Genomic DNA, 14,346 nt, shown 5'->3' with positions numbered 1-14,346 from the left:
GCGAGCAGCAGCCCACGACGGGCAGCACCGCACACGACGGCGACGCCCGGTCCGCGACAGCGGTCCGGGCGTCCGTGCGTTCCGCGGGGCGTGCTGGTTCGGCGGGCCGGGCGGTGCCGTCAGCGGGGCCAGCGCCCCGGGTCGAGCGTCATCGGCCAGGGCTCGGCGACCTGCACGGGGTCGTCGGGGCCCACGGTGCCGAGCAGGCGGTAGTGGTCGTCCTTGGCCAGCTCGTAGCGGTACACGACCGGCCCGAAGTCGCCCCGCTCCACCCGCCAGTAGGCCGGGATGCCGGCCTCGGCGTAGAGGGCCGGCTTCGTGAACCGGTCGTGCCGGCGGCTGCTGGGTGACTCGACCTCGACGACGAGCGCCACATCCACGGGCTCGGCCCACATCCGTTCCCGCGGAGCGGTCGGCCGCAGCACCGTGACGTCGGGGATCAGGTTACCGCCCGGCACCCGCACACCGATCTCGCGGATGACCCGCCAGCCCGGCGCCGCGGCCTGGCGCAGCGCCATCCGGATGTCGTCGGCCAGCTCGTGGTGGTCCGGTCCGGCCGGTGGGGTCACGTGCAGGCTCCCGTCGATGATCTCGTAGCGGTTTCCGTTCTCGGGCAGGTCGCGCAGGTCCTCCTCGCGCCAGCCGCGCCCCGGCGGCTGCCATCCGTACGTCGGCTGTGCCATCGCGTCCACCTCCTCACGCCACACTAAACGCCCCGGGGCCGGCGGTGGACTCGCGTCCACCGCCGGCCCCGGGCCGCGTACCACGTGGGGTCAGGCGCTGCGGGCGTCGCGCTCCCGGGCCTTCAGGGCGCGCACGACGGCGTCGCGGCCCTCGGCCACCAGCCGCCGCAGCGACGCCGGCTTGTCGCCGGCGGCGGCCAGCCACGCGTCCGTGGCGGCCACCGTGTCCTCGGAGACCTGCTGCGTCGGGTACGCGAGCTGCACGAACTCCTGCGCCGGCTCGCTGTCGCGCTGCGCCCAGACCTGGTCCACCACCTCGAAGTACCGCTCCCGGTACGGCGCGACCAGCTCCGCCTGCACGGCCGGGGCGAAGCCCTGCAACAGCGCCCGGTTGCGCCAGTTCGGCAGCGCGTCGGGGCCGGTGAGCTGCGCCCAGACCGCCGCCTTGTTCTCCGGCGTCGGCACCAGCGCGTGCGCGTACGCGGCCTCCCGCTCGCCGCTGGCGGTGCGGTCGCCGGCCAGCTCCGCCTCGATCTCGGCCGGCCCGCCGACGCCCTTGCTGATCAGCGACTGGAGGATCACCCAGCGCAGCTCGGTGTCGATGGCCAGGCCGGGGGGCACGTCCACCCCGCCCAGCCAGCCCCGGACGGTGGCCAGGTCCTCCGCCGAGCGGGACGCCTGCACGTAGGTGCGCGCCCAGGCGAGCTGGAGCCCGCTGCCCGGCTCGGCGGTGGCCAGCGTCGCCTTGGCGGCCCGGGCCAGCTCCGCCCAGCCGGTCGGGGCCCACGCCGGGTCGGCGTACAGGTTGAGGGTGGTGACCACGGACTGCCGCAGGGTGGCGGTGACCAGGTTGATGTCGGTCTCGGCGGGCAACCCGGCCAGCACCAGCGCCAGGTAGTCGCGGGCCGACAGCTCCGCGTCGCGGACCATGTCCCACGCCGCCATCCAGCACAGGGCCCGCGACAGCGACGACTCGAACCCGGCGATGTGCTGCACCACCGTGGCCATCGACCGCTCGTCCAGGCGCAGCTTCGCGTACGTCAGGTCGTCGTCGTTGAGCAGCAGCACGTCGGCGGCCCGCACCCCGGCCAGGTCGGTCAGCTCGGTCGACTCGCCGGTCACGTCGACCTCGATCCGGTCGCGGCGCACCAGCCGGCCGTCGGTCAGGTCGTACAGGCCCACGCCGATGCGGTGCGTGCGCAGCGTCGGGTGCCCCGACGGGGCCTCCTGCCGCACCACGACCCGCTCGTAGCTGCCGTCCGCGCCGATCGTCACCTCGGGACGCAGCGTGTTGACCTGCGCGGTCTCCAGCCACTGGGCGGCGAACTTGCGCAGCTCCCGGCCGGAGGCCGCCTCCAGCTCCGACAGCAGGTCGTCGAAGGTGGCGTTGCCCCAGGCGTGCTTGCCGAAGTAGGCGCGCAGCCCGGCCAGGAACGGCTCCTCGCCGACGTACGCGACGAGCTGCTTGAGCACGCTCGCGCCCTTGGCGTACGTGATGCCGTCGAAGTTGACCTCGACGGCCTCCAGGTCCGGCATCTCGCAGTAGACCGGGTGGGTGGAGGAGAGCTGGTCCTGCCGGTAGCCCCAGTTCTTGCGGATCGACAGGAACGTCGTCCACGCGTCGGTGAAGCGGGTGGCGTGGGCGTTGCACCAGTGGCTGGCCCACTCGGCGAACGACTCGTTGAGCCACAGGTCGTTCCACCAGCGCATGGTGACCAGGTCACCGAACCACATGTGCGCCAGCTCGTGCAGGATCGTGTTGGCCCGCTGCTCGTACTCGAAGTCGGTGACCTGCGAGCGGAAGATGTAGTGCGACTCGGCGTGCGTGACGCAGCCGAAGTTCTCCATCGCCCCGGCGTTGAAGTCGGGCACCCAGAGCTGGTCGTACTTGGGCAGCGGGTAGCGCACCCCGAACTGCTCGTGGAAGAAGTCGAAGCCCTGCTTGGTGATCAGGAAAAGGTCGTCGGCGTCGAGGTGCTGCGCCATCGACGCCCGGCAGTAGACCCCCAGGTCGATGCCGTCGTGGCTGTCGCGCACCTCGTGGTACGGGCCGGCGCAGAGCGCGGTGATGTAGGTGCTCATCCGGGCCGACTCCGCGAAGTGGACCGCCTTGAGCCCCTCGCCGGCCGGCTCCTCGCGGGCCACCGGCATGTTGGACACCACCCGCCAGTGCTCCGGGACGGTGGCGTGCCAGGTGTAGACGCTCTTGAGGTCGGGCTGGTCGAAGCAGGCGAACACCTTCTGCGCGTCGGCCGTCTCGAACTGGCTGTAGAGGTAGGTCTCCCCGTCGACCGGGTCGACCGTGCGGTGCAGCCCCTGCCCGCTGTTGGAGTACGCGAAGTCGGCGTCCACCACGAGGGTGTTCTCGGCGGCCAGGCCGGGCAGCGCCAGCCCCTTCTCCGCCGACCAGCCCGACAGGTCGAGCGGGGCGCCGTTGAGGGTGGCCGACCGGAGCGACTCGGCGGCGGCCTCGATGAAGGTGGCCGCACCCGGCTCGGCGCAACGGAACCGGACCTCGGTCACCGACCGGAAGGTGCGTCCGTCGGCCGCCTGCACGGCGGTCGACAGGTCCAGACTGATGTCGTACCCGGTCACCTCAAGCAGGCGGGCCCGCTCGGTGGCCTCCACCTGGGTCAGGTTGCGCACTCCCGGCACTGTTCGTCTCCATCCCACTCTCGCCGTGCGCCGCCGCGGCGCCAGCCCACCGCTCGCTCGTGGCGACCGGTTCCGATCCGAGTCTTCCATGCGAGGGCACCTCGCGGTGGTCGAGCTCACGCTCTCATTCCGCTACCGGTCGATGCGCCGTGGGGTGAGGATCGAGGGACGAGGCGCCGGCTTTCGGCCCTCCCGTCGCGAAGGGAACCTCACGTGACCGAGCGTGTCGCCGTCGACATGTGGTTCGACCCCATCTGCCCCTGGGCGTGGGTGACCTCCCGCTGGCTGCTGGAGGTGGAACAGGTCCGCGACGTGGACATCCGTTTCCACGTGATGAGCCTGTCGGTGCTCAACGAGGGCCGGGAGGTGCCCGAGCAGTACCAGGAGCTCATGAAGGCCGGTTGGGGCCCGGTGCGGGTGTGCGTCGCGGTGCAGCAGCAGCACGGCCCCGACGCCGTCCGCGCCCTCTACACGGCGCTGGGCACCCGCATCCACCTCGGCAAGGAGGAGCTGGGCCGCGACCTGTACGTGGCCGCGCTCGCCGACGCCGGGCTGGGCCCGGAGCTGGCCGCCGCCGCCGACTCCACCGACCACGACGAGGCGCTGCGGGCCAGCCACGAGGCGGGCATGCGGCCGGTCGGCCAGGACGTCGGCACCCCGGTGATCCACGCGCCGGGTCCCGACGGCTCCCCGGTGGCGTTCTTCGGCCCGGTGGTCACCCCGCGCCCGAAGGGGGAGGCCGCCGGCCGGCTCTGGGACGGCGTCCTGCTGGTCGCCGGCACGCCCGGCTTCTACGAGCTGAAGCGCTCCCGCGAGGTCGGCCCGAGCTTCGAGTAAGGAAGGGCCCCTTCTTAACGCCTGCGGTAGAGAAGGGTTCCCCTCTCACCCCCGCCCGGGGCGCGCGCCGGCCGGCGCGCGCCCCGGGCGGGGCCCCGCTCAGTTGGTGGACTCGGGTGGGGTGCGGCCGGTGGCGTAACCCCACGGCGGTAGCGTCAGCGGACATGACGGTCGTGCATCCGATCGCCCGGGCCTGGATCACCACTGGCGGCACCGGCGCGCAGAACTACGACGAGTTCGCCGACGACGCGGAGATCACCGCGATCATCGAGGCGAACCCGCACAGTGCCCTCGGCATCGAGATGCCCCACCGGGCCCCGGAGAGCCTGGGCAGGTCGTTCCTCGACGCGCTGCCCGACGCGGTGACCCGGCTCGCCGAGGCGAAGGCCGACGGCAGCTACACCCCGGCCGAGCAGGTCGTCGTCCTCTACCGGATCAGCGCGCCGGGCGAGGAGACCGCGTACGGGCTGTTCGCCATGGTCGACACCGACCAGATCTCCACCAGCGCCGACGAGCCCGGCCTGGTCATCCGCAACGAGGACGTCTTCATCGCCAAGGTCCGGGAGCGGGTCGCGCTCGCCGAGGCGCTCGGGCACCTGCTCTCGCCCGTGCTCCTGCTCCAGACCGGCCGGGGCGACGAGCTGCACGCCGCGCTCGCGGCGGCGACCGAGACGGCCGGCGCGCCCGCCGCGACCGACACCGACCAGGCCGGCCGCACGCACGCCGTGTGGCTGCTCGGCCCCGGCCCGGAGCAGGACGCGCTGACCGCGCTCGCCGGCGGCGGCGAGCTGGTGGTCGCCGACGGCAACCACCGCAGCCTCGCCGCCCAGACCGGCGGCCTGCCCCGCTTCCTGGCCGTGGTGACCACCCCCGCGTCGGTCGCCATCCAGCCCTACAACCGGCTCGTCAGCGAGCTGACCGTCACCCCGGCCGAGCTGCTCGACCGGCTCCGCGCCGCCGGGGCCGAGGTCGAGCCGCTCGACGGCCCGGTCGAGGTCCCGACGGCCGGCGGCACCGTCGCGCTCCGGCTCCCCGACCAGGGGTACGCGGTGCGCCTGCCGCACGTCGACGGCGGCCGGCTGGAGAACCTCGACCACGCCCTGGTCGAGCGGGTGCTGCTGCGCGACGCGCTCGGCCTCGACCCCGGCGACAAGCGGATCACGTACGTCGGCGGCGACTACCCGGCGAGCTGGCTGACCGGCGAGGTCGAGGCGGGCCGGGCCGAGCTGGCCGTGCTGATCGCCCCGGTGACCGTCGACGACTTCGTCGCGGTGAACCTGGCCCGGGAGAAGATGCCGCGCAAGAGCACCTGGTTCACCCCGAAGGCCCGCGGCGGCCTCGTGGTGGCCGAGCTGCCCCGCTGACCTGGGATTCTGTGACGCAACCGGCTCCGCGCCGCCGCCCGCTCGTCGGCGCGTGAGCCGGCCTGACAGACTGCGCGGTATGCGCGTCTATCTGGGATCCGACCATGCCGGTTTCGAGCTGAAGGTGCACCTGGCCAGCCACCTCGCCAAGCAGGGGTACGAGGTGGTCGACGTCGGGCCGCACGTCTTCGACCCGGACGACGACTACCCGGCGTTCTGCCTGCACACGGGCACCCGGGTGGTCGCCGACCCGGGCAGTCTCGGGGTCGTCATCGGCGGTTCGGGCAACGGCGAGCAGATCGCCGCCAACAAGGTCGCCGGCGTCCGGGCGGCGCTGGCCTGGAACATCGACACGGCCCAGCTCGGCCGGGAGCACAACGACGCGAACCTCGTGGCCGTCGGCGCCCGCCAGCACACCCTGGACGAGGCGACCGCCATCGTCGAGGCGTTCCTCACCACGTCGTTCTCCGGCAACCCCCGGCACGCCCGGCGGATCGAGCAGGTCGCCGCGTACGAGCAGAGCCGCGAGCTGCCCGAGCTGCCCTGACCCGGCGCGAGGACCCGCCCCGCCCCGCGCAGCTCAGCGGCCGGAGCGGGGCAGGTCCTCGCGGGGCACCCAGTTGCGCCGGACGACGACCACCCGTTGCTCCGCCTCGGCCAGGTCCGCCTCGGTCGGTCGGGCGGCGTCCCGGGCCCGCATCGCCGCCCGGGGCCCCACCTGCGAGGAGCCGGGGCCGACCAGGCCGCGCAGGCCCCGGTCGCCGCCGTCCCGGTCGTCGCCGCCGGGGGCGGGCCGCCGGCGCGGCGGGTCGGCCGCCACGTCCTGCGTCCCCGCCGTGGCCGCGAGGGCCTCGCCGTCGGTGTGGTGCCTCGACCGGCGTCGCCGTCGCTCCGCGTCACCCATCCGTCGACCGTACCGCCCGGGACCGCCCCCGCGCCCCCGGCGAGGCCGGTCGATCGGCCCGCCGCCCCGGCCGGACCAACCGGATCGGCCCGCCGCCCCCGGCCGGATCAACCGGATCGGCCCGCCGCCCCGGCCGGGCCGGCCGGGCCGGCCCGACGCGACCCGGGTGTCAGAAGACGCCCATCCCCGACGGTGCCCGGTGCCAGGAGAAGGCCGGGCCGGCGGCGGCGAGGGCGCCGGGGCGCAGCTCGGCGACCCGTCCGGCGTCGGCGAGCGTGGTGATCCCCACCCCGCCCAGGTACAGCTCGCCGAGCGCCCGCACGTCGCAGGCCAGGTCGGCCGGCGCGTCGGCGGGCGCGCAGCGGGCCCCGTCCGGGCCCCCGGTCAGCCGCCAGCGCCCCGAGTTCTCCGGCAGCAGCTCGTCGGTCACCTCGACCACCACGTCGACGGCGGCGGCGTACCGGCGGGCGGTGAGGGCGGCGGGCACGTCCACCACCCGCACCCACAGCGCGTCGGACACCCGGGGCTCCAGCCGCCGCGGCTCGTTGACCAGGCGCAGCAGCGGATCGTCCACCGGCCCCCGGTAGGACAGCCGGCGGGTCAGGTCGAGCGAGAGCAGCAGCCGCCACAGCGCCAGGCGGGCCGTCGCGTTCTCGGCCACCACCTCGTCGACGACGGTCACCCCGCACGCGCCGGCGGCGTCCTGGCTGAGCCGGGAGCGCCACAGCGCGTACCCGTCGACCTCGCCGTCCGGGGCCTCGTGCAGCAGCACCCGCCGCTCCGTCGCTCCGTCGCGCTGGTCGGCCGGGTCGCCGAGCACGTACCGCCACCACCGGTCGTCCCGGTCGGACCAGCCGGGGCGGTCGGCGCGCTGCCGGTCGTACACCCGGGCCAGCTCGGCCTGCCGCGCGGCCGGGCGGTCCAGGCACAGCCGGCCCTCGGCGGCGGTCGGGGCGGGCAGCCGCAGCTCGGTGGTGGCGCACTCGACGGCGAGCTGCTGGGCGGCGAGGCCGTAGCCGAAGCGGGGGTAGATCCGGCCCTCGCTGGCCCACAGCACGGCCACCGGCTCCCGGCCGGCGTCGCGGACCTCGCGCAGCTGCCGGCGCATGAGCCGGGTGAGCAGACCGCGGCGGCGGTGGGTGGGCAGCACCGCGACCATGGTCACGTGGGCGGCGGGGACGACCGCCCCCGGCACGGTCAGTTCCCGGGTGTACGCCCCGGCGGACGCGACGAGGTCCGCGCCGTCGAAGACCAGCAGGCTGCGCTGCGGCTCCCAGATGCTTCGCTCGGCCTCGCGCGTCTCGGCGGGGAGGGTGGTGTGGAACGCGATCTCGAACAGGCGGGCCAAGTCGTCGAAGCCGCCGGCCCGGCCGACGGTGATCGGTAGCGCAGTATCGGTCATCGCCCGTGTCTATCCCACGGCGCACGCCCGGGCGAGCGGGTTTGCCGGCTGGTTACCCTCGGAGATGACGGACCGGCGACGCCGGCATCGGTCAGGGGGAGGACACGAGATGGCAGACCAGACACAGCCGTGGGCGGAGCGCACGGTCGAGGTGCCGCCGCAGCCGGGTGTCGGGGTGCCGCCGCAGCCCGACGCCTTCCGCCGGGGCGTGGCGTCCGTCGGCCAGCGCCGCCCGCCGCGCACGGAGCAGTTCCCGACCGTCGAGCACGGGGGCCACGGCGGTCACGACGGGCAGTGGTCCGACGTGTCGGCGCCCCGCCGGCCGCTGAGCTGGCACCTCAACCAGCTCCGGGTCGGCGGCGAGTGGAGCGCCGCGGGCGCCCTGTTCGCCTTCGTCTGCTGGGGCATCTGGGCCATCTCCGGGCGGGGCAACCTGGGCGCGCCGGTGCTCACCTTCCTGCTGAGCCTGCTGGTCGCCGCGGGCCTGTTCGGGCTGTCCCGGCTGCTCGGCCGGGTGGTCCTGGAACGCCAGCTCGGCCGGGTCCGGCGCAGCGCGCGCGGCGCCCACCTGGTGACGGCCGTCTTCCTGGTCGGCCTGGGGGTCGCCTACCTCCAGCAGACCGAGTGGGTGGTCTCCGCCTGGAACTGGGTCACCGGCAACTGAGCCCGCCGCGCCCGGGCGGTCGGCGGGAGGCCGGACCGCCCGGGCGTCGCCGTCGCGGCCCGCGCGACGCGGGCCGTTCCTCACCAGGCCGACGCCGCTTACCCGCCCGGCGGGCCTTCATCCGCCCCGGCGGGACCGGGCTGCGCGGACCGGCCGGCCGTCCGGCCCGGGCCCGGCGACCGGGCGCAGCGCCGTTCGGCGACCCGGGGGGTACGTCCGGCGCAGCGGAGCCGGCCGGCCGTCGTCCCCACCCGCCGCCCCCGGCGATCATGGCCGGATGGGCGCGTATCGAGCAGCGTACGAGCGGAGCATCGCCGACCCGACCGGATTCTGGCGGGACGCGGCGGCGGAGATCGACTGGCACCGGCCCCCGCAGCGGATCCTCGACGACACCCGGGCCCCGTTGTACCGCTGGTTTCCCGACGGCGAGCTGAACACCTGCCACAACGCCCTCGACCGGCACGTGGCGGCGGGGCGGGGCGACCAGCCGGCGCTGATCCACGACAGCCCGGTCACCGGCGTCACCCGCACCTACACGTACGCCGAGCTGCGCGACGCGACCGCGCGGTTCGCCGGGGCGCTGCGTCGGCTCGGGGTCGGCCGGGGCGACCGGGTGCTGCTCTACCTGGCGATGGTCCCGGAGGCGGTGGTCGCGATGCTGGCCTGCGCCCGGATCGGCGCGGTGCACTCGGTGGTGTTCGGCGGCTTCGCCGCGCACGAGCTGGCCGTCCGTATCGACGACGCCCGGCCGAAGGTGGTCGTGGCCACCTCGTGCGGCATCGAGGTGGACCGGATCGTGCCCTACCACCCGATCCTCGACGCGGCCCTCGCCGAGGCGGAGCACGCCCCGCAGCGGTGCGTGATCGTGCAGCGCCCGCAGCATCCCGCGCCGCTGACCCCCGGCCGCGACGTCACCTGGGACGACGCCCTCGACGGCGCGGAGCCCGCCGACTGCGTCCCCGTCGCCGCCACCGACCCGCTCTACGTGCTCTACACCTCCGGCACGACGGGCCGGCCCAAGGGCGTCGTGCGCGACAACGGCGGGCACGCGGTGGCGCTGCGCTGGTCGATGGCCAACGTCTTCGACATCGGGCCGGACGACGTCTTCTGGGCCGCCTCCGACGTCGGCTGGGTGGTCGGCCACTCCTACATCGTGTACGGCCCGCTGCTCACCGGGGCGACCACGGTGCTCTACGAGGGCAAGCCCGTCGGCACGCCCGACGCGGGGGCGTTCTGGCGGGTCGTCTCGCAGCACCGGGTGGCCGCCCTGTTCACCGCGCCGACGGCGATCCGGGCGATCCGCCGCCAGGACCCGGACGGCACCCGCATCGGCCGCTACGACCTGACCAGCCTGCGGACGCTGTTCCTGGCCGGCGAGCGGCTCGACCCGGACACGTTCGCCTGGGCCGGGGCGCGGCTGGGCGTGCCGGTGGTGGACAACTGGTGGCAGACGGAGACGGGCTGGCCGGTGGCGGCGAACCCGCGCGGGCTCGAACCGCTGCCGATCAAGGCCGGCTCGCCCTCGGTGCCGGTCCCCGGCTACGACGTGCGGGTGGTCGACTCGCGGGGTGAACAGGTGCCGGCGGGCGTCGACGGCTCGATCGTGCTCAGGCTGCCGCTGCCGCCGGGCTGCCTGCCGACCCTCTGGGGCGACGACGAGCGGTACGTCCGGTCCTACCTGAGCACCTTCGACGGCTACTACCTGACCGGCGACGGCGGCCGGTTCGACGCCGACGGCTACCTGTACGTGATGGGCCGCACCGACGACGTGATCAACGTGGCCGGGCACCGGCTCTCCACCGGGGCGATGGAGGAGGTGCTGGCCGGGCACCCGGCGGTCGCCGAGTGCGCCGTGATCGGCGTCGCCGACGCCCTGAAGGGCCAGGTGCCCAGCGGGTACGTCGTGCTGAAGGCCGGCGTCGACGTCGACCCGGAGGCCCTCGCCGCCGAGCTGGTGGCCCTGGTGCGGCAGCGGATCGGCCCGGTCGCCGCGTTCCGCCGGGTGACCGTCGTGCCGGCGCTGCCGAAGACCCGCTCCGGCAAGATCCTGCGCCGCACCATGCGTGGGCTGGTGGAGGGGCGCGACGAGCCGGTCCCGGCCACCATCGACGACCCGGCCACGCTCACCGTCTTCCGGGACCTGGCCAGCGCCGACTGACGGCCGACCCGACTGACGGCCGACCGACGGCCGCCCGGCTCCGCCCGCTCCGCACCGGCGGGCGGGGCCGGGCGGCGATCCACCGCTGCCGCCGTCAGGGCGTCGGGGCGAAGCGGTACAGCACGAAGTCCTTCGCCGCGCCGCACAGCAGCACGCTGGTGTTCCACGAGCAGGACTCGCTGCGCACGTCCTCGGCCAGGCCCAGTTCGACGGGGCCGGTGCCGTCGACGGCCAGCCCGGCGAGGCTGCGGTCGGCCTCGCCGCCGCTGAGCGGGTCGGCGAAGATCAGCACGTTGCCCGCGTCCAGCCGCACGGCCACCCCGCCCCGGTCGCGCAGCACCGCGCGGCCCGCCGGGTCGAACAGCGTGGACGTCGCCTCGGGGAACTGCCGCCGCACGATCAGGTGCGCGCCCACCGGCACCAGCTCCCGGGCCCCCGGCGTCGCCCAGCGCTTCGCCCTCTCGCCCTCCGCGACGGCGACCACCTCGGCGCGGTCCGCGTCGCCGGCCGGGGCCTCCAACAGGCACGCCCGGTGCTTGCCGCAGGCCACCAGCGCCGCCACCCGACGCCCGTCGTCGGCGGCGCTGTGCAGCACCGTCGGCTCGGCCACCCGGGTCAGGTCGTACCCGAGCAGCCGGTACCCGCCGACCCCGGCGTCGTCGACCACGTACAACCGGTCGTCCCGCGCGACCATCTGGTCGTCGAGGTCGGCGACGGCGGGCCAGCTGCGCAGCACCGTGCCCTCGGCCAGGTCGATCAGCCGGGCCGAGCGGTCCGCGCCGACCTGCACGAGCCGGTCGGCCCGGCCCCGCCACGGGTCGCGGGGCGTCCCGTCGGCGTACGCCGGCCCGCCGGCCGCCTCGGCGGTCTCGACGGGCAGCACGGCGCTGCGGGCGTTGCCCGACGAGTCGCGCGGGTTGTCCTCGGCCCAGACCTGGTTCCCGTCGCGCATCCGCAGCCCGACGAGCCGGTTCCCGGCGCTGTCGACCAGCACCGCCACGTCCCGCCCGAAGATCACCCGGTCGTCGTCGCCGATGCTGCGGCTCCACCGCTGCTCGCCGGAGGCGGCGTCGCGCACCACCAGCTCGCGGGGCGCGTCGACGCCGAGCGGGTCGGAGAGGGCCGCCACCGCCCCGGGCACGGCGACGAGCGCCTCCCACCGCTGCGCCGCCTGCGTGGTCTGCTTGCGCCACCGGGTCCGGCCGGTCCCCGCGTCGACCGCCACGATCTCCAGCCGGTCGTCCGGCAGCGGGTACGCCGCGTAGCCGGCGTCGCCGAGCAGCGCGGTGAGGGTCTCGGTCGGCCGGTCCTCGCCGGCCGGGACGCGCTCGACCTCGGCCAGGTTCTGGAACTCCAGCCCCGGATAGCGGTCCCGGGTGAACCACAGCGCGGCGCCGACGCCCACCCCGGCGAGGGCGAGCACCGCCGCCGCCGTGATCCACAGCGCGCGCCGCCGCCGGGCGGCCGACGGCGACCCGGGGGCGGCGGGTGACCCGGGCGCGGTCGGCGACCCGGGCCCGGGCGGTGGCGTGCCGGGCGGGCCCCACACGGTGACCGGCGCGCCGGCGGGCACGGTCGGCTGCGGAGTGGGGGTGCCTGGCGGCGGAGCGGGGGCGGGCACGGTCGGCGGTGGAACGGAGGCGGCCGGTGGCGGTGCGGGGGCGCCCGGCGGAGCGGGGGCCAAGCGGGGGGCCGGCAGGTCCGTCAGCGCCCCCTCGGCCACCGGCAGTTCCGGCTGCTCCAGCACGGTCGGCGCGACGCCCAGCTCGGCGTGCAGCATGCGGGCCACCAGCGGCATCCGGGTCGGGCCGCCCACCAGGAACAGGCCGGCGAGCCGGTCGGGGGTGAGGCCGGCGGCGGCGATCACCCGCCGGGTCTCGGCGACCGCGCGGGCCAGCAGCGGGGCGGCGACGCCTTCGACGTCCTCGCGGGTCAGCTCGACCACCGCCGGCAGGCCCGGCACGACCACCGGCGCGACCGTGGCCCGGGACAGCATCTCCCGCGCCTCGCGGACGCCCTCCCACAACTGGTGCCGGTCGCGCCACTGCGGCGCGTCGGCCGGCGCGGTGAGCCGCTGCCACACCTGCGGGTCGGTCGCGGACACCCGCTCGCCCAGCCGGGCCACCAGGGCCGCGTCCAGGTCCAGCCCGCCCAGGTCGGGCACGCCCCCGGTGGCGGTCACGGTGAAGCCCGAGTCGCCCCACGGGTCGGCGCCCTCGTTGCGCAGCACCGCCACGTCGAGGGTGCCGCCGCCGAGGTCGAACACGGCGATCGAGCCGCCGACGGGCACCGGCCGGCGCAGCACCTGGGCGTAGTAGCGGGCGGCGGCGACGGGCTCGCGCAGCAGCCGGGTGCCGGGCGGGGTGGGGCCGGACAGGGTGTGCTCGGCGGCCTGCGGCCAGCCGGCCCGCAGCAACGCGTCGGCGAGGACCTGGCGGCGGGCGTCGTCCCAGGACGCCGGGCAGGTGAGCACCGCCGGGGGCAGGAAGCCGACCGCGGCGACGGCCGCCTGCCCCACCGCGTGCAGGACCGCGGCGAGCAGGTCGGCGGGGGCGTACCCGCGGTCGCCCAGCGGCACGGTCGGGGCGTCGATGCGGCGCTTCGGGTTCGGCTCGTAGCGCCCCGGGTCGGCCTGAGCCAGCCGCCGGGCGTCCCGGCCGACGTGCAGCCGGCCGTCGGCGTCGGCGTACACCCCGGAGGGGACGACCGGCTGCCCGTCGACCAGCAGCGGCCGGGTCCGCCCGTCCGGCCAGCGCAGCACGGCCACGGTGTTGGACGTGCCGAGGTCGACGCCGAGGGCGAACCCCTCGTGCTGGCCTGCCATCTGCCGTCACCTCCGCCGGGACGAGCCGCTGTCCGGCCCCGCATCGTACGCAGGGCCGGACAGCGGTCCCTCGCCACCGCCGGACGGGCTCAGCCGGCGACGGTGGCGTGCATCTCCCAGACCAGGATCTCGGCCGGCGCGGTGGCGGTGACCCGCTGCCCGCCGGTGGCGGTGAAGCGGACCGCGTCGGCGGTGCCGAGCGCGCCGGACCCTTCGAGGGTCACCGCGCCCCGGGGCACGAACAGGTGCAGGTACGGCGCCTCGGGAAGCTGCACGCTCTGGCCGGGCTGGAGCCGGGCCGCGTACAGGGCGGCGTACCGGTTGCGGATCCGGATGGCCGCGGCGTCGGCGTGCCGATCCATCCCCGACGCGACCGGGACGAGTCCACCGGTGAGCAGCTCGTCGTCGATCTCCAGCTGCTCGTAGCCGGGGGTGACGCCGGGCTCGTCGGGCACCACCCACATCTGCACGAAGTGCACCGGCTCGGTGTGCCGCTCGCCGCCGAGCCGCCACGAGTCGTTCTTCTCCGAGTGCAGGATGCCGGTGCCGGCGCTCATCCGCTGCGCCAGCCCGGGGTAGATCACCCCGGAGTGGCCGGTGGAGTCCTGGTGCACCAGCGAGCCCGCAAGGACCCAGGTGACGATCTCCATGTCCCGGTGCGGGTGCGTCTCGAAGCCGGTGCCCGCCCGGACCACGTCGTCGTTGTTCACCAGCAGCAGCCCGTGGTGGGTGTTGTCGGCCGACCAGTGGTTGCCGAACGAGAACGAGTGCTTGGAGTCGAGCCAGGCGATGTCGGTCCGGTACCGGTCGTCGGCCCGGCGGACGTCCACCCGGGGGGTCGGCGTGGCGCTCATG

Annotated in this window: 11 protein-coding genes; 5 read left to right on the top strand and 6 right to left on the bottom strand. The window is 75.7% G+C overall.

The window, feature by feature from the left end:
- Positions 1–119: 119 nt before the first annotated feature.
- Both O7633_RS12350 and pepN read right to left on the bottom strand, forming a co-directional pair.
- A complete protein-coding gene (locus tag O7633_RS12350) occupies positions 120–683 on the bottom strand; it encodes a Uma2 family endonuclease (RefSeq protein ID WP_178066144.1) in 564 nt (187 codons plus the stop codon).
- Positions 684–773: 90 nt separating this feature from the next.
- Positions 774–3,329, bottom strand: coding sequence for an aminopeptidase N (pepN, locus tag O7633_RS12345; protein ID WP_282327926.1), 2,556 nt, complete (start codon positions 3,327–3,329; stop codon positions 774–776).
- Between the two features lie 222 nt (positions 3,330–3,551).
- Between pepN and O7633_RS12340 the strand changes: the two genes are divergently transcribed.
- From O7633_RS12340 to O7633_RS12330, 3 genes are all read left to right on the top strand, one after another.
- A complete protein-coding gene (locus O7633_RS12340) occupies positions 3,552–4,175 on the top strand; it encodes a disulfide bond formation protein DsbA (protein ID WP_282327925.1) in 624 nt (207 codons plus the stop codon).
- Positions 4,176–4,339: 164 nt separating this feature from the next.
- A complete protein-coding gene (locus O7633_RS12335) occupies positions 4,340–5,539 on the top strand; it encodes a DUF1015 family protein (protein WP_074477617.1) in 1,200 nt (399 codons plus the stop codon).
- 79 nt (positions 5,540–5,618) lie between these two features.
- The gene (locus tag O7633_RS12330; RefSeq protein ID WP_282327924.1) at positions 5,619–6,086 is read left to right on the top strand and encodes a ribose-5-phosphate isomerase; all 468 of its coding nucleotides are present in this window, start codon (positions 5,619–5,621) and stop codon (positions 6,084–6,086) included.
- Positions 6,087–6,119: 33 nt separating this feature from the next.
- Here O7633_RS12330 and O7633_RS12325 read toward each other — a convergent pair whose 3' ends face one another.
- Complete coding sequence (locus tag O7633_RS12325; RefSeq protein ID WP_278128836.1) at positions 6,120–6,443, bottom strand: hypothetical protein; 324 nt, start codon at positions 6,441–6,443, stop codon at positions 6,120–6,122.
- A gap of 169 nt (positions 6,444–6,612) precedes the next feature.
- Entirely contained in the window at positions 6,613–7,845 is a 1,233-nt protein-coding gene (locus tag O7633_RS12320) for a GNAT family N-acetyltransferase (protein ID WP_282327923.1), read from the bottom strand.
- Positions 7,846–7,954: 109 nt separating this feature from the next.
- Here O7633_RS12320 and O7633_RS12315 point away from each other — a divergent pair, with 109 nt between their 5' ends.
- A complete protein-coding gene (locus O7633_RS12315) occupies positions 7,955–8,509 on the top strand; it encodes a hypothetical protein (RefSeq protein WP_074477624.1) in 555 nt (184 codons plus the stop codon).
- A gap of 277 nt (positions 8,510–8,786) precedes the next feature.
- The gene (locus tag O7633_RS12310; protein ID WP_282327922.1) at positions 8,787–10,667 is read left to right on the top strand and encodes a propionyl-CoA synthetase; all 1,881 of its coding nucleotides are present in this window, start codon (positions 8,787–8,789) and stop codon (positions 10,665–10,667) included.
- A gap of 94 nt (positions 10,668–10,761) precedes the next feature.
- On the opposite strand, the gene O7633_RS12305 is transcribed toward O7633_RS12310, so the two are convergent.
- The gene (locus O7633_RS12305; RefSeq protein ID WP_282327921.1) at positions 10,762–13,491 is read right to left on the bottom strand and encodes an Hsp70 family protein; all 2,730 of its coding nucleotides are present in this window, start codon (positions 13,489–13,491) and stop codon (positions 10,762–10,764) included.
- A gap of 89 nt (positions 13,492–13,580) precedes the next feature.
- A complete protein-coding gene (locus O7633_RS12300) occupies positions 13,581–14,345 on the bottom strand; it encodes a pirin-like bicupin family protein (protein WP_282327920.1) in 765 nt (254 codons plus the stop codon).
- Position 14,346 lies beyond the last annotated feature (1 nt).

It is taken from the genome of Micromonospora sp. WMMD712 (assembly GCF_029581295.1).
Classification (GTDB): Bacteria; Actinomycetota; Actinomycetes; order Mycobacteriales; family Micromonosporaceae; genus Micromonospora; species Micromonospora carbonacea.
The sequence above is the reverse complement of the archived record's forward strand: the minus strand, read 5'-3'. Positions and strand labels throughout refer to the sequence as shown.